This is a genomic window from Hyunsoonleella sp. 2307UL5-6 (assembly GCF_047345485.1).
Lineage (GTDB): Bacteria > Bacteroidota > Bacteroidia > Flavobacteriales > Flavobacteriaceae > Jejuia.
The window spans coordinates 118,442-139,733 of sequence record NZ_JBLFEN010000007.1 but is presented as its reverse complement, the minus strand read 5'-3'; the positions used below and the strand labels follow the sequence as shown (position 1 = coordinate 139,733).

20 protein-coding genes are annotated in these 21,292 nt (G+C 31.7%); 3 read left to right on the top strand and 17 right to left on the bottom strand.

Annotation, left to right across the window (positions count from 1 at the left end; genetic code table 11):
- Positions 1-196: 196 nt before the first annotated feature.
- Positions 197-892 (top strand): porin family protein, encoded by a 696-nt coding sequence (locus ACKGJY_RS13310; RefSeq protein WP_413974394.1) that lies wholly within the window; start codon positions 197-199, stop codon positions 890-892.
- Here the strand turns inward: ACKGJY_RS13310 and ACKGJY_RS13305 are convergent.
- The 7 genes from ACKGJY_RS13305 to pyrH all read right to left on the bottom strand — a co-directional run bounded on the left by ACKGJY_RS13305 (position 889) and on the right by pyrH (position 9,886).
- Positions 889-1,494 (bottom strand): hypothetical protein, encoded by a 606-nt coding sequence (locus ACKGJY_RS13305; protein ID WP_413974393.1) that lies wholly within the window; start codon positions 1,492-1,494, stop codon positions 889-891. The two genes, ACKGJY_RS13310 and ACKGJY_RS13305, sit on opposite strands and share 4 nt — an antisense overlap.
- Positions 1,494-2,954, bottom strand: coding sequence for an RNA polymerase factor sigma-54 (gene rpoN, locus ACKGJY_RS13300; protein WP_413974392.1), 1,461 nt, complete (start codon positions 2,952-2,954; stop codon positions 1,494-1,496). Before rpoN ends, ACKGJY_RS13305 begins: the two co-directional genes overlap by 1 nt.
- 265 nt (positions 2,955-3,219) lie before the next feature.
- Positions 3,220-4,653, bottom strand: a complete 1,434-nt coding sequence (gene asnS / locus ACKGJY_RS13295) for an asparagine--tRNA ligase (protein WP_413974391.1) — start codon at positions 4,651-4,653, stop codon at positions 3,220-3,222.
- A gap of 139 nt (positions 4,654-4,792) precedes the next feature.
- Entirely contained in the window at positions 4,793-7,183 is a 2,391-nt protein-coding gene (locus ACKGJY_RS13290; protein WP_413974390.1) for an efflux RND transporter permease subunit, read from the bottom strand.
- A 60-nt stretch (positions 7,184-7,243) separates the two neighbouring features.
- Positions 7,244-8,467 (bottom strand): DUF5686 family protein, encoded by a 1,224-nt coding sequence (locus tag ACKGJY_RS13285; RefSeq protein WP_413974389.1) that lies wholly within the window; start codon positions 8,465-8,467, stop codon positions 7,244-7,246.
- A 105-nt stretch (positions 8,468-8,572) separates the two neighbouring features.
- The gene (frr, locus tag ACKGJY_RS13280) at positions 8,573-9,130 is read right to left on the bottom strand and encodes a ribosome recycling factor (RefSeq protein WP_413974388.1); all 558 of its coding nucleotides are present in this window, start codon (positions 9,128-9,130) and stop codon (positions 8,573-8,575) included.
- 48 nt (positions 9,131-9,178) lie between these two features.
- On the bottom strand, positions 9,179-9,886 hold the full coding sequence (gene pyrH / locus ACKGJY_RS13275) for a UMP kinase (RefSeq protein ID WP_413974387.1): 708 nt from the start codon (positions 9,884-9,886) through the stop codon (positions 9,179-9,181).
- A 239-nt stretch (positions 9,887-10,125) separates the two neighbouring features.
- On the opposite strand from pyrH, the gene ACKGJY_RS13270 reads away from it, so the two are divergent.
- Positions 10,126-10,254 (top strand): hypothetical protein, encoded by a 129-nt coding sequence (locus ACKGJY_RS13270; protein ID WP_413974386.1) that lies wholly within the window; start codon positions 10,126-10,128, stop codon positions 10,252-10,254.
- A 66-nt stretch (positions 10,255-10,320) separates the two neighbouring features.
- Here the strand turns inward: ACKGJY_RS13270 and tsf are convergent, their stop codons facing one another.
- The 10 genes from tsf to ACKGJY_RS13220 form a co-directional block, all read right to left on the bottom strand.
- Positions 10,321-11,286 (bottom strand): translation elongation factor Ts, encoded by a 966-nt coding sequence (gene tsf / locus ACKGJY_RS13265; protein WP_413974385.1) that lies wholly within the window; start codon positions 11,284-11,286, stop codon positions 10,321-10,323.
- Between the two features lie 92 nt (positions 11,287-11,378).
- Entirely contained in the window at positions 11,379-12,152 is a 774-nt protein-coding gene (gene rpsB, locus ACKGJY_RS13260; RefSeq protein ID WP_413974384.1) for a 30S ribosomal protein S2, read from the bottom strand.
- A gap of 223 nt (positions 12,153-12,375) precedes the next feature.
- Positions 12,376-12,762, bottom strand: a complete 387-nt coding sequence (gene rpsI, locus ACKGJY_RS13255) for a 30S ribosomal protein S9 (RefSeq protein WP_413974383.1) — start codon at positions 12,760-12,762, stop codon at positions 12,376-12,378.
- On the bottom strand, positions 12,763-13,218 hold the full coding sequence (gene rplM / locus ACKGJY_RS13250; protein ID WP_413974382.1) for a 50S ribosomal protein L13: 456 nt from the start codon (positions 13,216-13,218) through the stop codon (positions 12,763-12,765). It abuts the gene before it with no gap.
- Positions 13,219-13,422: 204 nt separating this feature from the next.
- Positions 13,423-13,938, bottom strand: a complete 516-nt coding sequence (locus tag ACKGJY_RS13245; protein ID WP_413974381.1) for a hypothetical protein — start codon at positions 13,936-13,938, stop codon at positions 13,423-13,425.
- A 247-nt stretch (positions 13,939-14,185) separates the two neighbouring features.
- Positions 14,186-14,608 (bottom strand): response regulator, encoded by a 423-nt coding sequence (locus ACKGJY_RS13240; RefSeq protein ID WP_413974380.1) that lies wholly within the window; start codon positions 14,606-14,608, stop codon positions 14,186-14,188.
- The gene (locus tag ACKGJY_RS13235) at positions 14,598-16,559 is read right to left on the bottom strand and encodes an ATP-binding protein (protein ID WP_413974379.1); all 1,962 of its coding nucleotides are present in this window, start codon (positions 16,557-16,559) and stop codon (positions 14,598-14,600) included. The genes ACKGJY_RS13240 and ACKGJY_RS13235 overlap by 11 nt, the downstream gene beginning before the upstream one ends.
- Before the next feature lie 101 nt (positions 16,560-16,660).
- Positions 16,661-17,620, bottom strand: coding sequence for an L-threonylcarbamoyladenylate synthase (locus tag ACKGJY_RS13230; RefSeq protein WP_413974378.1), 960 nt, complete (start codon positions 17,618-17,620; stop codon positions 16,661-16,663).
- Between the two features lie 161 nt (positions 17,621-17,781).
- A complete protein-coding gene (locus ACKGJY_RS13225) occupies positions 17,782-18,078 on the bottom strand; it encodes a thioredoxin family protein (RefSeq protein WP_413974377.1) in 297 nt (98 codons plus the stop codon).
- A 146-nt stretch (positions 18,079-18,224) separates the two neighbouring features.
- Positions 18,225-19,454: a metallophosphoesterase gene (locus ACKGJY_RS13220; protein WP_413974376.1), complete on the bottom strand. Its 1,230-nt coding sequence runs from the start codon at positions 19,452-19,454 to the stop codon at positions 18,225-18,227.
- Positions 19,455-19,613: 159 nt separating this feature from the next.
- Between ACKGJY_RS13220 and ACKGJY_RS13215 the strand changes: the two genes are divergently transcribed.
- Complete coding sequence (locus ACKGJY_RS13215; RefSeq protein ID WP_413974375.1) at positions 19,614-21,284, top strand: MFS transporter; 1,671 nt, start codon at positions 19,614-19,616, stop codon at positions 21,282-21,284.
- Positions 21,285-21,292: the final 8 nt, after the last annotated feature.

Below are 21,292 nucleotides of genomic sequence, written 5' to 3'. Positions count from 1 at the left end.
TTAAGTTTTTGATGCGATAATAAATACGTAAAATTTGTATCGAGAAGCTTTTTTTAACGAAAATTTTGTAAGTTTTTTAATATATTATTATCAAGAAAACAGTTGAATATACATTCTGTAAAACGTTGTAAGTTAAAATACAAAATGACTTATAACTGTATTCTATTATCTTTGTGAATCAATAGCAACCCTTTACATGAAGCAATCTTTAGTAGTTTTAGTTCTCACGCTTTTTACAACATTTATATTTTCTCAAGAAATTACAAGTAAAGTTGTAGATTCTCTATACAAAGAAGATCAGATTTATATAGGAACAACATACAATGTATTGATAAATAGACCAGATGGTTTAAAGCAGAATAGTTTTTCGCTTGGGTTTCATTTGGGGTATATTAAAGATATGCCAATTAATAAGAGACGAAATAAAGCTATCGGTATAGGTTTAGGATATTCTACCAATTCATACATTCAAAATATGCTAATACAACAAGATAATTCAGGAACTTTTAATTATAGCATTATTGATGATACAACTATCAACTTCACTAAAAATAAATTTTCAGAACACGTAATAGAGTTACCTATAGAATACCGATGGAGAACCTCTACAGCAACAGATTATAAGTTTTGGCGCATATATGTAGGTGTAAAACTAGGCTATGTGTTTTCAAATAGAAGTAAATTTGAGGGCGATTTAGGCGAATTAAAGTATAGTAACAATCCTGGTTTTAATAATTTTCAATACGGTCTCACCCTAAGCACAGGTTATAACACGTGGAATGTATTTGTGCATTATGGTTTAAATTCAATTTTTGATGATACTGCTCAAATTAATGGAGAACCAATAGATATGAATGCTCTTAAAGTTGGCTTAATATTCTACATTCTTTAAAGCCATTTTGTAATCAAAATAAGTTGAGGAAAGAACCCAACAACAATACCCATAATTAATTCAGGATACGTATGTGCTTTTAAATGCAATCTTGATGTTGCTACAGCTCCAGTAATAATACACATTAGTGCCAACGTACCATTAATATTAATACTAAAATGAATACTAAGTGCAATAAAAAACATAAAAACACCAGAAATAGCAATCATATGTATGCTTGCTTTAAACTTAAAAAACGCTAATATTAAGCACGTTAAAGTAGAAATTAGAATACCCACAAAAAAGTAGTAGAGTTCTATATAAGGATCGGGCCTTAAAATTCTTTGAATGACTAAAATAACTACTACCGCATTTAAAATTAAAGGCATAATACGCTCTTTAGTGCTTTTTAAATCAATAGAGTTTACTTTACCTAATGTTTTTAATAAAAAATACAAAAGTATAGGTAGAATAATAGTAAGAATAGAAAGTGAAATAAGTTTTGCCCAAATAACTGTTTTATCAATAAACCGTGGTGTTTTAGCAAAATAAAAAACAACACCTGCAATGGGCATTATTAAGGGATGAAAAACACCCGAAATACTCTTTAAAATATGGTGCATTAAATTTTCTTTCTTAAACGAGCCACAGGAATATCCAATTGTTCTCTGTATTTAGCCACAGTTCGTCTAGCAATAGGGTATCCTTTTTCTTTTAAAATTTTAGCTAAACCTTCATCGGTAAGTGGTTTCTTTTTATTTTCTTCCTCAATAACAGTTTCTAATATTTTTTTAATTTCTCTAGTAGAAACATCTTCACCTTGATCATTTTTCATAGATTCAGAAAAGAATTCCTTTATCAATTTAGTGCCGTAAGGTGTATCAACATATTTGCTATTAGCAACCCGAGATACTGTAGAAACATCCATATCAATTTCATCGGCAATATCTTTAAGAATCATAGGTTTTAATTGGCGTTCATCACCAGTTAAAAAATAATCTTTTTGATAGTGCATAATAGAACTCATAGTTACAAAAAGCGTTTGCTGTCGCTGTTTTATAGCTTCAATAAACCATTTTGCAGCATCTAGTTTTTGCTTAATAAATAACACTGCATCTTTTTGAGATTTACTTTTATCTTTTGCATCCTTGTAACCCTTTAGCATATTATTATACTCTCTAGATACATGAAGCTCAGGTGCATTTCTACCATTAAGTGTTAATTCTAATTCACCATCAACAATTTTTATGGCAAAATCGGGTACTACATGCTCCACAATGCGGTTATTACCAGCGTAAGAACCACCAGGTTTAGGGTTTAAATGTTCAATTTCAGTAATAGCATCTTTTAGCTGCATTTCTGTAATATCAAACTTTTGCAACAGTTTCTTATAATGCTTTTTTGTAAATGCATCAAAAGCATTATCAATAATAGTAATGGCTAAATCAGTATCACTAGTTTTTTCTTTTCTATGTAATTGTATGCTTAAACATTCTTGTAAATTACGCGCACCAACACCAGCAGGATCTAACTGATGTACAATTTTTAAAACACTTTCAATTTTATCTTCAGTGGTATATACATTCTGTGTAAACGCCAAATCATCCATAATATCAGAAAGTAAACGCCTTATATAGCCACTTTCGTCAACACTTCCTACTAAAAACTCAGCAATATCACGTTCTTCATCATTAAGTCTATAGGTATTTAACTGATTTTTTAAGTGTTGTGTAAACGAGGTGCCAGCAGCATACGGAATAGATTTTTCATCATCATCACTACTGTAATTATTGGCATGCGTACGGTAATCAGGTATTTCATCATCACTTAAATACTCATCAACATTAATATCATCGGCATTTATAGAGTCACTATCATCAAACTCATCAGTACTATTTTCAAACTCCGCATCAAAATCAGCCTCTTTTTCCTCTTTACCACTGTCAAGCGCAGGGTTTTCCTCTAATTCCTGTTTAATTCGTTGCTCAAAAGCTTGCGTAGGCAACTGTATCAATTTCATTAATTGAATTTGCTGTGGCGATAGCTTTTGCGATAATTTAAACTGTAAATATTGCTTTAACATGGTTATTTGGTGTTAATCAAAGATAGAAAAAGCAATACGTAAACCAAAGGTCATGCCAAACAATTCTCATCAAAAAAAATCAAAACTATTGTTTTTTGGGCGCTTCCCTGTCGGGTCGGGCTTTTCGCTGCAAGTCCTCGCTTCGTACCTCGCTGTGGGCTTTTCACTGCAATCCCTAGCGCGGGTATACTTGCAAGTGTAAGTACACATTCAAAAAATTGTAATGTGTTTGCGTGGTTGTATTTTTAAAACTGTTTAGAGACGCTTAAAACTCTGCATTCTGTGGTGTTCTTGGGTAAGGAATCACATCTTTAATATTACCCATACCTGTAACAAACATAACCAAGCGTTCAAAACCAAGACCAAAGCCAGAGTGTACCGCTGTGCCATATTTACGTAAATCTAAATACCACCACAATTCATCTTCAGGAATATCTAATGCATCCATTTTTTCTTTTAGCACTTCTAAACGTTCCTCACGTTGAGAGCCGCCAACCATTTCGCCAATACCAGGAAACAAAATATCCATAGCACGAACTGTTTTGCCATCATCATTCAATCGCATATAAAATGCTTTGATATTGGCAGGGTAATCAAATAAAATCACAGGGCATTTAAAGTGTTTTTCAACTAAAAAACGTTCATGTTCACTTTGTAAATCACATCCCCATTCGGTAATTGGATATTTAAACTTTTTTTTCTTATTGGGCTTGCTATTTCTCAGTATATCAATAGCTTCTGTGTAGCTTACACGCTTAAAATTATTGTCTATTATAAACTTTAATTTTTCAATTAAAGCCATATCACTGCGTTCTGCTTGTGGTTTAGTTTTTTCTTCGTTAAGTAAACGCTGTTCTAAAAAATCCAGATCATCTTTATTATGCTCTAGTATATAGGATAGAACGTACTTTAAAAAATCTTCAGCTAAATCCATATTCCCTGGTAAGTCCATAAAGGCAACTTCGGGTTCAATCATCCAAAACTCAGATAAGTGCCTAGAGGTGTTAGAGTTTTCGGCTCTAAATGTAGGGCCAAAGGTATATACTTTTCCAAGCGACATAGCGTAGGTTTCTGCCTCTAGTTGGCCAGAAACGGTAAGATTAGTTTCCTTTCCGAAGAAATCTTTAGAATAATCAACATTGCCATTATCTTTTAAAGGTGGATTTTTTTCATCGAGTTTGGTTACCTTAAACATTTCTCCAGCACCTTCAGCATCGCTTCCTGTAATTATTGGCGTATGCATATAGTAAAAGCCATTATCATTAAAATATTTATGTATAGCAAATGACAATGTAGAGCGTAAACGCATTACCGCACTAAACGTATTGGTACGTGTGCGTAAATGCGCATTTTCACGTAAAAATTCAAAGGAGTGTTTTTTAGGTTGGATAGGAAATTCTTCAGCATCAGAATCGCCTAAAACCTCTAAATCGCTTACTAAAATTTCAACACTTTGTCCTTTTCCTTGGCTTTCAACCAACTCTCCTTTAATATGTAATGCAGCACCAGTAGTAATTCGCTTTAAAAGATCTTCATCAGTATTCTCAAAATCTACAACGCACTGAATATTCTTTATTGTCGATCCGTCATTTAAAGCAATAAATCGGTTAGCTCTAAAAGTTCTTACCCAACCTTTAATTTCTACTTCTGGTAACCTATTTTCTTGTTTTAATAATTGCGAGACAGAATACAGCTGCATATATAAGTGTTTTGGACAGTAAATATAATAGTTTACATGTTTAAAATTCAAATAATAAAATGTAAAAATTCAATAAATTTAGGATATTTCAGCTATTAAGGTTTTGAATTGTAATTAATGTTGTTTTTTGATACATTAGTTAAACATCATTATCATCTTCTTCTGGAATAATATTAATTGGTGGTTTTTTAAGCACTTGTTTATTAGCAATACTTCTTTCTAAGGATAATAATAAAGAAGGTAATAGCAATAAATTTGATAACATAGCAAATAATAATGTAGCCGATACTAAAGCACCTAAAGCAACTGTGCCTCCAAAATTTGAAATGGTAAATACAGAAAACCCAAAAAATAGTACAATAGAAGTATAAAACATACTTACACCTGTTTCTCTTAAAGCACCGTAAACTGATGGTTTTATTTTCCACTTATTGGCTTGTAATTCTTGACGGTATTTTGCTAGAAAATGTATAGTATCATCTACCGAAATACCAAATGCTATACTAAACACCAAAATGGTAGATGGTTTTATAGGTACACCAATATAGCCCATAACACCCGCTGTGACTAGAAGCGGTAATAAATTAGGGATGAGTGATACAATAATCATTCTAGCAGACCTAAACATATATGCCATAAATAACGAGATTAATAATATGGCTAAGGATAACGAAATAGCTAAGTTTTTTACTAAATATTTTGTGCCTTTTTGAAACACTAATGCTTTACCAGTCATGGTGACATCGTACCGTTCTTTAGGAAATACTTTATCAATTTTATCACCTAAATTTTCTTGAATACGCTCCATTTTATCTGTACCAATATCCTTCATAAATGTAGTGATACGGGCAAACTGACCTGTACTATCCACAAAGTTTTTAAGTAAATCTACATCTGATGTAGAGTTTTTAGCATACGATAAAATAAAACTGTTTTCTTGAGTTGTTGGTAATTGGTAATATTTTGGGTTACCGTTATAATAGGCTTGCTTAGAGTATTTAACTAAACCAACCACCGATATAGGTTTAGATAATTCTGGAGTTTCTTCAATATAGGCTTCAATATTATCCATACGTTTTAAGGTAGATAATTTCATAACACCTTTTTTACGTTTAGTATCCACCATTATTTCTACGGGAAGAATACCGTCGAATTCTTCTTCAAAAAAGCGAATATCGTTTACAAACTGAGAGTCTTGTGGCATATCTTCAATTAAGCTACCAGACACCTTAATTTGGTAAATTCCAATAATACTTACGGTTAATAATACAACAGAAATAGCATAAATAGCAATACGTTTTTTACGTACCATACGCTCCATCCAATTTACAAAACCACCTATCCATCGTTTATTTAAGTGCTCTAAATGGCGGTCTTTTGGAAATGGAAGAAATGTGTATATGATAGGAATAATAAGTAAACATAATATAAAAATAGCTAAAATACTTAGCGACGCCACAATACCAAATTCCTTTAAAAGTGTACTTTCAGTTAAAATAAATGTAGCAAAACCAGATGCTGTAGTAACATTTGTCATTAACGTAGCGTTACCAATTTTAGTAATAACACGCTGTAACGATTTTACTTTGTTACCATGTAATTTTACTTCGTGTTGGTATTTATTAATTAAAAAAATACAATTAGGAATTCCTATAACTATAATTAATGGAGGTATTAAAGCAGTAAGTACTGTGATTTCATAACGCAATAAACCAATAATTCCTAAAGTCCACATAACACCAATACACACTACTATTAGGGAGATAAACGTAGCTCTAAACGATCTAAAAAAGAAAAAGAAAATTAGTGAGGTTACAAGTAATGCGGCAATTACAAACTTCCCAATTTCGCCAATAATGTTTTCTGCATTTTTGGTTCGTATATAAGGCATTCCAGAGATGCGAATATCTAAACCGTAATTTTTTTCAAACTCGGTTATTTTTGGCTCTAAAATATTGAGTACAAACTCTTTTCTAGCAGAGGTGTTAACTAACGATTTTTTAAAATATAAAGCAGTACGTATGGTTTTCGTTTCACTATTAAATAAAAAATTATCGTAAAATGGATATTTATTAAAAAGTTCTTCTTGTAGTGTTTTAATTTCTAAAATACTCGCAATAGAATCTTTTAAAAAAGGCTCTAGTGCAAATTTTTCTTCTGCGGTATTTTTTACTAGTTTTTGTAAATCCTTTATAGAAATTACATCCTCAATAGCCTCATGATTCTTAAATACGGAACAAAATGAATTCCATGCATTTAATTTTTCAACGGTAAAAAGAGAGCTATCTTTTACACCGATAACTATTAAATTTCCTTCTTCACCAAATTTTTTTAAAAAGTTGTTATACGTAATATTTGCTTCATGGTCATCTGGTAATAAATTGGCTTCTGTATTACTAAAACGCATATAATCCCATTGGGTGCTAAAAAGGTAAGTAGCAATGATAATTCCTATTAAAATAAAAATTTTATTCCTAAGAATTAATCGTGCACTAACATCCCAAAAGTTCTTATTAAATAATTTAAACATGAGGTTTTGTAAAAGATGCGCAAAGGTAGAAAAAACAATGTATTAAGTGCTGTTAATCAACTATAATGTTAGGTTAAAAGTAAATTTAAAAGCAATGTTATCTTCAAAATTTGGCAGATGGTAACCACCGTAACGATAAGTAAAACTTAGGCCAAAACCAAAAAGTAGTTTGTTGATTTCAAAACCAGACTCTGTATAGCCTTTTCGTAAAGAACCAAATGAAATATTTTCATGACGTTCTGGGTTGTTAATATCACCTATGGCAAAACGAGAAATAAGTACCAACTGTGGTTTATAGCGCTGCGAAATATTAAACGGTTTTAAAAAGTGTTTTAGTTGAACTGTAGTGAATTTATCAGAGAAAAACTCATTAAAAAACATAGTTTCAAAACTTGTTATGCCAGCAACCGAAAAACGTTGTAAAATAGTTTCTTTATTAATGTTGTTTGGGTAGGCATGATACAAATGTGTTAAAGGCACATCACCTCTTGCTATACCTGAGACTAAAGTAAACTCTGATACATTTTTATTTTTGTGTAAATGCCGATGGATGGTTTTAAAATCCAATTTTGAAAAATTAAAATCACCTTTTAAAACGTCTTTTATACTTCTAGAATATTGTAATGTGAATTTTGGGTACCCCTCTTTTATGTTTTTATATACATTATCAGCTATTCTGAATTGGCTAAAGGGACTCCATTGCATTGATAAAGTTGCCGTAGTAAATTGAAACTTATTAAATTGTTCTCCATCTAAATTAAACACATAGTTATAGGTAGGTTCTACATTGCTTGAAGAAAATTGAGTTTCAGTAGATAATTTGGGGTGAAATTTATGCGCTATAGAAATGGCTTGCGTGATATGGCGATGAAACAAATCTATATTTAGTAGGCGAGGTTCGAAAAACTGAAAAAAACGTGTGTCAGTTAAGAATTTAGAACTTCCTGTTTCTTGTAAATCATCAGTATATGATAGGTTTAGCCACGTATTAGTGCTTTCGGATAATCGAACACTACCACCAATACTAAATTTATAAGCATCATCTCTAAATCCATAAACCGTGTAGCCGTTTATCTTATATTTTTCAGAAAAATTTTTATTTGTAACACCTCCAAGCCCCGTTCTTAAGCCTTCAAACTGATTGTATTTTACTAAGTATCTTAAATCAAAATCAAAATATTTAGTAGGGAAGTAACCGTTGCCTATTTGTTTTAAAAAAAAACTCTTTTTTACAGAATCTTGTTCAATTTTTAAAAAATTAATCGCTGAATTTTGAGCTTGCACCAAACTAATAGTTAAACAAAAAATGAGGGTGCAAAATTTAAACATTGGTTATAATAGAAAGCTATAGATTAAAGAAAAAAAGCGACTTTAGTGTCGCTCTTTATTTTATACAGTCATGATTTCTTTTTCTTTATTATCAAAAAGGTCATCGACATTTTTAACGAACTTATCCGTCATTTGTTGTATGTCAATCTCAGCATTCTTTTTTAAATCCTCTGATACATCATCATTCTTTTTTACATCGTTCATGGCGTCTTTACGAGCAGTTCTTATACTTACCTTAGCATCTTCAGATTCAGATTTAGCTTGTTTTGCTAAGTCTTTACGACGTTCTTCAGTTAATGGTGGTACATTAATAATAATAGTATCTCCATTGTTCATAGGGTTAAATCCTAAATTTGCGTAGGCAATACCACGTTCTATTTCCTGTAGCATATTTTTCTCCCAAGGCTGTACAGTTATTGTTCTACCATCGGGTGTGTTTACATTGGCAACTTGACTTAGAGGTGTTTGAGATCCATAATAATCTACCATAACACTTCCTAACATAGCAGGACTTGCTTTACCAGCTCTTATATTTGTAAATTGTTTTTTAAGATGTGCAATGGCATTATCCATAGCTTCTTTTGTTGTGTCTAATATAAATTGTATGTCTTCGTTCATTTTTTAAAAATTTTAATTAACCATAAAGATTCAAAAATTAAGCCATATTTAAATATTAACTTCTGTACCTATAGATTCCCCAGAAACTACTTTAAGTAAATTTCCAAGCGTATTCATATCAAATACAATAATAGGTAATTTGTTTTCCTGACTTAAGGTAAAAGCAGTTGTATCCATTACTTTTAATCCTTTTTTTAGCACATCATCAAAAGAAATAGAATCAAATTTAACAGCATTACTATCCTTTTCGGGATCTGCGTTATAAATACCATCTACACGAGTACCTTTTAAGATCACATCTGCTTCAATTTCGATAGCGCGTAATACCGCAGCAGAATCTGTAGTAAAATAGGGGTTTCCTGTACCACCACCAAAAATAACAACACGTCCTTTTTCCAAATGACGCATTGCTTTTCTTCTAATAAAAGGTTCTGCAACTTCATTTATTTTTATAGCAGTTTGAAGGCGCGTAGGGATATCTGCATCCTCAAGGGCACTTTGTAATGCTAAGCCATTAATAACGGTAGCTAGCATCCCCATGTGGTCTCCTTGTACACGATCCATACCGTTACTAGCACCAGCAACACCTCTAAAAATATTACCACCACCGATAACTATGGCTACTTGTACACCTTTACTGGTAATCGTTTTTATATCTTGAGCGTATTCAGCTAGTCGTTCTGGGTCTATACCATATTGGCGTGTACCCATTAAGGCTTCACCTGATAGTTTTAGGAGTATTCTTTTGTATTTCATTAGATAGTTTCTATTACTATTTTATTGTCTCATATTATTCGCCAAAACACATATAATCTTAAATCAAAACAATTGCTAAGGCTCATGTCTTTATGAATTTTGTGCTTTAACAAAACTAAACATTTTTTTTATACCTTAAATGCTATATTATTTAGATTTTAGGTATAACAATAAGCGATCAAAACAACAGTCATCTTATTTATTATATTTGTTATTAGTCAAATATTAACAATATTCTTATGAAAAAATCAATCTTAACTAAATTTTTAATTTTAACAGTAATACTATTTACATCGATTTCATGTGTAGAAACATGTGAAGGAGAATGTGATGTAAGATCAGACGGAACTTTAGATTGCCCATGTTAATTAGGTAAACTAAAAAACCCACCAGTTTAAAATGGTGGGTTTTAATATGCGATGCTAAACGGGTTATTATCCTAAAGTAACACGTTTAAAGCCAGTAATTTCAGTAGCACCGTAAGATGCCACATAGGCTTCAACAGTTTTCTTTTCGTCTTTAATAAAATTCTGATTTAATAAACACTGCTCTTGATCTAAAGTGGTATTATCAGAAATAAAACGTTGCATTTTACCTGGTAAAATTCTATCCCAGATTTGCTCAGGTTTACCTTCTGCTTTTAATTCAGCTTTGGCAGCTTCTTCAGCTTTTGCGATAACCTCTGGTGTTAATTGCGCTTGAGAAATGTATTGAGGTACATTTTTAAGTGTTTTACCTAAACGTTCTAACTCAATATTTTCTTTTTCGATTACAGCAATCCTCGCTTCGGTTTCAGATGCTACATAAGCAGGATCAAAATCTTTATAAGATAGTGTGGTTGCTCCCATAGATGCAATTTGCATTGCTACATCTTTACCTAAAGTTTCAATATTATCTACAACGCTAGAAAATCCTACTATAGCAGCAATTTTATTAATATGTACGTAAGATCCAACATAAGCAGCTTCTACTTTTTCAAAAGCTTTTATGTCTAACTTCTCACCAATAACACCTGTTTGCTCAACTAATTTATCAGCAACAGACATACCATCAAAATCGGCAGCTAAAAACTCATCTTTAGATGATGTTGTTATAGCAATATCTCCTAATTGACTTGCTAAAGCTAAAAAGTTTTCGTTTTTACCAACAAAGTCAGTTTCACACCCTAAAACTATAGCTACACCAACTGTATTGTCAGCATTTACTTTTGCTACAGCAGCACCTTCGCTAGATTCTCTATCTGCTCTTTTAGCTGCAACTTTTTGTCCTTTTTTGCGTAAAACTTCAATAGCTTTATCAAAATCGCCTTCAGCTTCAACTAAGGCTTTTTTGCAGTCCATCATACCTGCGCCTGTAGCTTGTCTTAATTTATTTACCTCTTGGGCTGTTACTTTTACCATAACTTAAAAATGTTTTTAAATTGAAAAAAGTCGTTTAATTTATTTCAACAAAGAAAGAACTAAACGACTTAATTATGTTTTAATACTATAATTTATTCTTCCTCTTCTTTTTTAGCAGGTGCTGCTTTTTTAGCTTCTGCTTTTGGGGCTTCTTTTGCAGCTGCTGCAGCTTCTTTTTCAGCCTTTCTTTCAGATAAACCTCCTGCTACCGCATCAGTAACATGGGTTAAAATCTTACTTATAGATTTAGAAGCATCATCATTTGCTGGTATTACATAATCCACTTGGCGCGGATCTGAATTTGTATCTACCATTGCAAAAATTGGAATATTTAATTTCTGAGCTTCTTTAATGGCGATATGTTCACGCTTAATATCTACAACAAAAAGTGCTCCTGGTAAACGTGTCATGTCGCTAATAGAACCTAAATTCTTTTCTAATTTAGCTCTTAAACGGTCTACTTGTAAACGCTCTTTTTTAGATAGTGTCATGAAAGTACCATCTTTCTTCATTCTATCAATCATAGCCATTTTTTTAACCGCTTTTCTAATAGTAACAAAGTTAGTTAGCATACCACCTGGCCATCTTTCTGTGATGTAAGGCATATTTACGCCGCCAGCTTTTTCAGCCACAATATCTTTTGCTTGTTTTTTTGTAGCAACAAATAAAATTTTACGTCCTGAAGCTGCAATTTTAGCAAGTGCTGCTCCAGCTTCGTCAATTTTAGCTGCTGTTTTGTAAAGGTTGATAATATGGATGCCGTTACGCTCCATATAAACATAAGGTGCCATGTTTGGATCCCACTTACGTGTAAGGTGACCAAAGTGTACACCTGCTTCTAGTAGTTCTTTTACTTCTACTGCCATTTTTGTAATAGTTTACGTTCTGTTGAATTAGCAATGTTCCGTTTGGCTTTTAGCAGATTACTATTAGCTTTTGGCTTCATTTAGATGCTAAACTACATCTTTTCGCAAATGCGAAATAGACAACAATAACTGGTTTTAATTTGCTGAACTTTTCAGCGATTTTAATAACATAAAATAATTCAGAATCTGGATTAAGAGATTCTGAATTAGATGTTTTTGAAGATTAACGTTTAGAGAACTGGAATTTCTTACGCGCTTTCTTCTGTCCGAATTTTTTACGCTCCACCATTCTTGGATCTCTAGTTAATAAACCTTCTGGCTTAAGGATACCTCTGTTTTCAGCATCAATTTCGCACATAGCGCGCGATAATGCTAAACGTACAGCTTCTGCTTGACCAGTGATACCACCGCCATATACATTTACTGTAATATCAAAGTTGCCGTCATTGTTAGTCAAAACCAAAGGTTGCTTTACTTTGTACTGTAAGGTACCTGTAGTAAAGTAATCGGTTAAGGCTTTTTTATTAATCGTAATGTTTCCTTTTCCTTCAGAAACATAGGCGCGAGCAACAGCCGTCTTTCTACGGCCAATTTTGTGAATTACATCCATTTATTTGAATTCATTTAAATTAATTGTTTTTGGTTTTTGAGCTTCGTGTTTGTGCTCTGAACCAACAACAACTGTTAGGTTACGGAATAAAACAGCACCTAATTTGTTTTTAGGTAGCATTCCTTTTACTGATTTTTCTACTATACGAGCAGGATTTTTTCCAAACAACTCGGTAGCAGTTAAACTTCTTTGACCTCCTGGATAACCAGTGTGACGAATGTAAGATTTGTCATTCCACTTGTTTCCAGATAAGTTGATTTTTTCTGAATTGATAACAATAACGTTATCGCCGCAATCAACGTGTGGTGTGAAGTTTGGCTTGTGCTTACCTCTTAAAAGTTTTGCAACTTTAGAAGACAAACGACCAAGCGTTTGATTTTCAGCATCAACAACAACCCACTGTTTATTTACAGTCGCTTTGTTGGCAGAAATCGTTTTGTAGCTTAATGTGTCCACACTTTTTTATTTTTCTGATTAAACATTTTGCTCTTAAAAAAGAGTTTGCAAATTTACGATTATATATTTGATTACCAAATAGTGTGGGGTATTATTTTAGACAATATATTTGATGTTTTTTTAATTTGAAATTGATGAATAAACACCCAATTAGTAATTGCTATAGAGCGCAAAAACTGATTGAGTATTTTTTTTAGTTTAAATCTATTGACATTCTAAACATCTGATAACAAGTCCTGAAATATTTCCAAGCATCCAAGTTGAATTATTAGCTGTATTAAATATACCTGATAGTTTTGAAGTTCCAGAATTAGTGTTTTCTTCATAATTGAAAATATCAAACGTGCCAGCACCACCTGTGAAAGTTGAGGAATTATCTACATATCTAATGGTAGCATAAAATGATTTTGATGTATCACCAAAAGGAAATTCATTTTCATTAACCACAGCTTTAAAGTCATCATCCTTATCAACTAGTGTAAGTGTTAATTCTCCGCTACCTCCTGCAGTTCCAGTAATGGTAATGGTTTTAGTATCACTAAAGCTATAAAGGTTTGTAACAGTGGCATTAACGTTTTCAACAATAAAACTTCTGCCGTCGGCAAATGTAAAGCTAACAGCGCCTTCAGTTTGTTGTTGTTCTTCTTCTGTGTCTTCTTTTTCAGTGCATGAGAAGGATACTAGTAATAGCAAAACGAATAGAGTTTTAAGTAATTTCATTTTTATTTTGTTTTAAGATTATATCTATACATAAAGAATTTCTTAAAACATCATCACAGTTCATTTAAATACTTAAAATTATCTTAGTTTTGAATAGTGTTTTACAGGCAATACATTATTAATGCTTAATTGGTATTGTAGATTGCTTTTAAAACTAGGAATTTAATAGTATACTTTAAATATTGATAATGGGTAAGTATAGTTGAGTTGCTACCAGTAACAGCTAATAGGAATTAAAATCGTTTTTTTATGAATTATTTTTTTCGTTGAAATTATCTTTAACAATTTTCAATAATTGTTCGCTTAATAATGGTTTATTTCTATAGTCAGATACTATATTCCAATCATCTGCTTTTGCTTTATCTTTCGGGTTTAACGATGTAGTAAGCATAACTAATAATAAATCGCTATGTTTAGATATATTGATTTTTTCGTACTCTTCTAAAAACTCCCAACCATTCATTATAGGCATGTTAATGTCTAAGAAAATAATATTGGGCTTTATATAATCTTCACTATCTGTATTTTTTAAATAGCCTAAGGCATCTAAAGCAGACGAAAATATTTTTACATGCTTTGTGCAATCTGCAAGTTTAGCATTTCTTTCATGTAAATAATTAGTAGCAAAATCGTCATCTATAAAAATAATTAAATCTAGTTTAGTTGTCATTATTAAGTCTTTTTTTTAAGGTTGTTTTAAATGTACTTCCACCATTTATGTTGGTGTTTATAATAATTTCTCCTTTATGTAATTGGGCTACACGCAAACAATGTGCTAATCCTATGCCTGTTCCCTCGAATTCTGATTTGTTATGAAGTCTTTGAAATATATCAAAAATACGTTTTTGGTGCTCTTTAGGAATTCCAATTCCATTATCTGAAACTGTTATTTCCCAAAACTTTTCCGTTTCTTTAGCGTCTACGTAAATATTGGGTGTTACATTTGGTTTAACAAATTTCATTGCATTAGATAATAAATTTTGAAATAATAACTTTAATGGTAAACTGTAGCCATTTATTTCTGGTAAGCTTCCAATAGTTATCTTAGCATTGCAGCTATCAATTTTATTTTTTAAATCTGATATACAGTCTGTTAATACGTTTTGTAAACTTACTTGTTCCAGTTCATAGTCTTTACCTAATCTAGAATAATCTAAAAGATCTCTTATTAATATATGCATTCTATCTGTAGAATCTTTTATAAAACGTAAACTATCTTGTCCAGTACTATCAAGTTTGTCGTAGTATTCCTGATATAGCAGGTTTGAAAAACTCGTTATCGTTCTTAAGGGTTCTTGTAAATCATGAGAAGCGACATACGCGAATTGCTCCAATTCATGATTGTTTTTCTCTAGTTGTTTTACATATTTTGATTGTAATATATTTTGAGCCTTTTTGCGTTCTGTAACATCAATTTTTATACTTAAATACTCATAAGGTTTTCCAGATTTTAGCATAAAAGGAATAACGGCTGTATTTACCCAAAATGATTTCCCATTTTTTTTGATGTTTTTAATATCTTTAACCCATATTTTACCAGAATTTATGGTATCCCACATGTCTTGAAAAAAAGTATCTGGATGATACCCAGAGTTTAAAATACTGATGTTTTTTCCTAGTATTTCCTCTTTAGTGAAGCCAGAAATTTCACAAAACTTTTCATTAACAAATTTAATATTGCCTTTTAGGTCTGTTGTAGATATAATTGCAATTTTATCTAAGCCTGTTTTAAATTGTTTTAATTCTTTATTATTTGATTGTAATTTATCTTCAAGTATTTTTCTACGCCTGTCAGATTTATTTATTTTTATTGAAATTGCTGTAAAGTATATTAAACTAAAAATGATGAACGATACGCAATATAGTACTACTCCAAAGCTAATTTTTACAATATCGTTGTTTACCAGATATAAAATTATAAAGCCTAAAATTATAGGTAGTAATACTACAACTGGTAGGCTAACCCATAAAAGGCGATTGCCTTCATAATTACTTGTAATGTATTTTACATAACCAATATCTGGTTGTTTTAACAAAACAGCTGTAGTTAATAAAAAGAATAAAATTGAAGTATGGATTGCCATTGACTCAAAAAAAGTTGTTTTATCAAAAGAATTTAAATTTAGTATATAAGAGATAATAGATACTGTAGATAAGAGTAATACTATAAAAAGTAGTATTTGACAAAAACTTATTATATTTTTTTTATTGGTTTGAAAGCCAAATATTGCTAAACCAAGACATAAAAAAGAACAACAAGTACCAACACCCATTCTTCCAGGAAATGTTATTGAATACGTATCGGATATAAAAAACGTATCAAGGTCAAAACGAAGCTCAGTAATATAGGATATTAATGTGTATACTGTTATAAATAAAAGCACCCCATTGGTTACTATGTTTAGTACAAATAAAAAATCATTCGATTTATGTATGCAGAATACAGCAATTGCAGATAAAAAAAATAGTAATGCAGAGTTAAACTTCATTGTTGCACTACTTGGAATAATTTCTAGAACAGGTTTAAGCTGTAAAAACCAACCTAGCATTACTGTTAAACTAGTAATTATTACCAAAATAATAATATTATTAATTATAGTATTTAGAATACTTTTTTTCATTGAAAGCCAATTATTTTAGTAAATATAATAGAGTTAATTAGCTGTATCTAAAGTAAGAATTATTTGTAAATAATGAAGGAAAAAGTAAAAATAATAAGGAGTTATTTTGTTTTTGCTCGACTTAACCTGTCGTTAATCGATTTACCTAATCCAGTATCTGGGAAAATTTCAACGATAATAATATCTAAATCACTATTATCTAATCGATGAAGAGCACCATATAGTTTTGATGTGGCTTCTGCTAAATCGCCCCTATTGGATAAAGTAATTTGGTGTTTTACAACATTACTTTGAGAATGTGAAGTAAATTCAATAATACCAATACGCATATTGGGGTATTTTTTTATGTCTTCTGAAATATTTGTAGATAAAACTGTACGTGTTATAGGCGCATAGTGTTTATCTAACATTCCTGGAGCTTCAGGATTATGCTCTTTTTTGTTTTTCACAGAAATTTCACCAATTACAGCCTTAATATCTTCAATGGCGATTGAGCCTAAGCGGTAAATAATGGGTTCGTCATGCTCAAAACCTACAATAGTAGATTCTATACCATTTTTACAAGCACCACCATCTAAAATCATTTCTATTTTGTCCTTAAAATACCCTTCCACATGTGCTGCTGTAGTTGGACTAATTCTGTTAAACGGATTTGCACTTGGGGCAGCCAAAGGAAACTCAAGTTGTTTTAAAAGTTTTAAAGTTAACGGGTGATTTGGCACACGAACAGCTACAGTAGGTTTACCCGCTGTAATTATATCTGGAATTGTATCGCTTTTTGGCAGGACTAAAGTTAAAGAACCAGGCCAGAAAACACTTGCCAATTGCTTTGCTTTTTCTGGAACATAACTAACAATAGTATCAATATTTTTTATTGAAGCAATATGCACAATTAAAGGATTAAATAAGGGGCGCTGCTTAGTTTCAAAAATTGCTTTGATAGCTTTTTCACTATAAATATTACCAGCAAGACCATATACCGTTTCAGTTGGTATAGCTACTAGTTTATCTGCACTTAAAAGAGCTTTCGCTTTCTGTATGTCTGTTGAAATGATACTCAATAACTTTATATAAAACTGTAAAACTAAATAAAATAAAGCAGAAACAATAGACTAAATATTAGGTAGTAAAATAGAGTAGCGTATTTAATAATAAATACAGGCAAATTTAATTGTTGTTTAAAAGTAGGAGAAATATTGTGTCATTTATAAATATACTATAGTTACAGATAATCTTGTATAACATCTATAAGCGTGTTGGCATCTTGCGCACCACTTTGTCTCCATTTCATCTCTCCGTCTTTATAAATAATTAATGTTGGAAGATCTTTTACGCGAAGAGCATCGGCAAGTTCTTCATTTTTTTCTACATCAATCTTAATAACTTTAGCTTTATCACCAAGTGATGCTGCAACATCTCGTAGAACTGGATGCATAGCCGTAGATTGCTCGTTCCATTCTGCATAAAAATCGAATAGCACTGGAACTGTAACATCAATTAGCTCTCCAAATTTTGACATACTTATAATGTTTTAGTCTAAGTAGTATTTTAAAATTCTGATTAAAATTTGAAAACACTATTATAAATTTACTTTTTCTAGCGGGTTACTTCTAAGATGTTTATAAAAATAACGAATTTTAAAGTAAATATAACATTTCCATGAAATTAGGCGTTATGTGTACCTTTTTTAAGTTCAATAACTGTTATTTCTGGCCAAATACCTACACGACCTGGGAAGCCCAAATAGCCAAACCCTCTATTTACGTTTATATATTGCCCCATTTCTTTGTAAATACCTGCCCAATGTTTGTAACGCCATTTTACAGGGCTCCACTTAAACCAACCTGGTATTTCTATACCAAATTGCATACCATGCGTATGCCCACTTAACGTTAAATGATAATGATAATCATCTTTAATTACTTGTTTTTCCCAATGTGAGGGATCATGACTCATCAATATCTTAAAATCATTAGCATTAACGTTTTTTGAAGCTTTTTTTAAATCACCAGCTTTTTTAAAACCACCAGCGCCCCAATTTTCAACACCTATCAATGCTATTTTTGCTCCATTTTTCTCTATATATCTGCTCTCATTAAGCAATAAATCAAAACCAATATCTTTTTGAATGGTTTTTAAAAGTTCCAAATTAGTTGCTTTAGCTTCAGGTGTTTCCCATCTTAAATAATCACCATAATCATGATTTCCTAAAACGGAATATAAACCGTCTTTAGCACTTAGTTTGCTAAAAATATCTATATATGGTAACATTTCTTTAGATTCATTATTTACCATATCACCGGTAAACAGAATTACATCACTTTGTTGTTTATTTATTAAATCTATAGCATAGGCTACTTTCTCTTTATTATCAAAGCTTCCAGAATGCACATCGCTAATTTGTGTTAGTTTATACCCATCAAAGGCTTCTGGTAAATCTTCAAAACTTAGTGTGTATTTTAAAACTTTAAAATTGTATTTCCCTTTATAAAGTCCATAAAGTATAGCTCCAAAAGGAATTGCTGCTATACCTAATGCTATTTTAGAAATAAAAGCTCTACGCGATGGTAAGTAGTTTATACTTTTGTTAGGGCCTTCGGTAAAATATCTAAAAATAGCCTGCGGTACTCTAAATACATCTTCGGCAAACATTACAGCTATAATTATTAGTTTTGGTACTAAAAGTGCAATTAAAAATCCAAATGCGAAGGCTTGAGGGTTTCCATAATCGGCTCTTGTGATACCGTATAATCTGAAGAAACAATTACCCATTACTAATAATGTAATAGTCCAATATAGTAAGCTAATCCATATATTTTTAGATATAGCGCGAAATGCTTGAAATGCATAAACTTCAATAACGATAAAAATGAGTAATATAATAATCCAACGCACGGTTTTTTTGGGTAAAGATAAGTATATACAAAATCTTAAAATCTTATAGTTGTGTTAATGCTTTGTTTAAATGAATACTTCTAAGGTGTTTTTTTAATAAGTATTATTTAAGTTCATTATTAGTATATTGGTGCTTCAAAATTATAATAGTGTTTCTTTATGACAACCAAAAACAACAAATCAGCCCTTGCCACATTAGTAACCGTATTTTTCTTTTGGGGTTTTATTGCTGCCTCTAATGGGGTATTTATTCCGTTTTGTAAAACGTATTTTAATATAGATCAGTTTCAATCTCAACTTGTAGACTTTGCATTTTATGGCGCGTATTACATTGGTGCCTTATTACTTTTTATTATGTCTAGTGCTGTAAAACGAGATATTCTAAATAATTGGGGATATAAAAATGGTATTGTGTATGGCTTGTTACTATCTGCCATTGGAGCATTTATAATGTTTCCTGCCACTTCTGGCGCAGAACAGGGGCAAACTGCAGTTTTCTATTTTGTACTTATCGTATTATTTACGGTTGGTTTAGGTTTTTCGTTACAACAAACGGCTGCCAACCCATTTGCTATTGCTTTGGGCGATCCCAAAACAGGGTCTCATCGTTTAAATTTGGCAGGCGGGATTAACTCTTTTGGAACTACTATTGGCCCTGTAGTTGTTAGTCTTGTAATATTTGGATCTGCATCTTGGTCTACTAGTGAATTAGCTGGTATGATAAAGAATAATGAAATTACACTAATAACGGTGCAATGGCTTTACGTTGGTGTAGGATTACTTTTTTTACTCGCGGCTGCTTTATTTTATTTTTCAAAAAAATTGCCAGACCTTAAATCAGATACGGTTTTTGAGCCCGCTAATAAAGCGAGAAACTTATTAATAGTTTTAACACTAGTTATCATTGGCTGCTTTGGTTATATTTTTAGCACCTATTCAGGAGATGCTATAGCAACAGAGGATTTAGAACAACAACGTTTACTTGTGCTTTTTGTAGCTCTTTTAGCAGTAGTGGTAGCCATTTTTGTAGCCAACGCTAGTGCTTCTAACAAACCAGAAGGTTGGGGCGCCATGAAATACCCACAATTGGTTTTAGGGATGCTAGCTATATTTACTTATGTTGGTGCTGAGGTTACTATAGGTAGTAATTTAGGAGAATTATTAAAAAAGAGTATAGGCGATTCTGGTTTAAACGGTATAGGATTACCTGTTTTAAACGATTCGGAATTAGGTAAATATATCTCATTGTATTGGGGCGGTTTAATGATTGGCCGTTGGGTAGGCGCAATTACTGTGTTTAACCCTAGTAAAGGATTAAAAAAAGCACTTCTTATTATAGTGCCCTATATCGCACTTGGAGTTATAGTTTTAGTGAATTCTATAAAATATGTGTTCACTACAGATGAAATTTTATTTTTTTCGGTATGTATTGCTGTTCAAATTTCAGGCTTTTTCTATGCGAAAGATAATCCTGTAACTACATTAAAAACATTTAGTTTACTTGGAGGTATCGCTATGTTAATCGGTTTATTTTCTTCTGGAAATATTGCTTTATTTGCATTTTTATCAGGAGGGTTATTTTGCTCTATCATGTGGCCTTGCATTTTTACTTTAAGTATTGCTGGTTTAGGGAAATACACTTCGCAAGGTTCAGCTTTTTTAGTGATGATGATTCTTGGAGGTGCCATTATTCCGCCGGTTCAAGGAAAATTAGCCGATGTTTTTAGTATTCAGTCATCCTACTGGATTGCTGTAGCTTGTTTTGCCTATTTAGTGTTTTATGCCTTTAGGACTAAAACTGTTTTAGATAAGCAAAATGTAACGTATTAAACAATTAC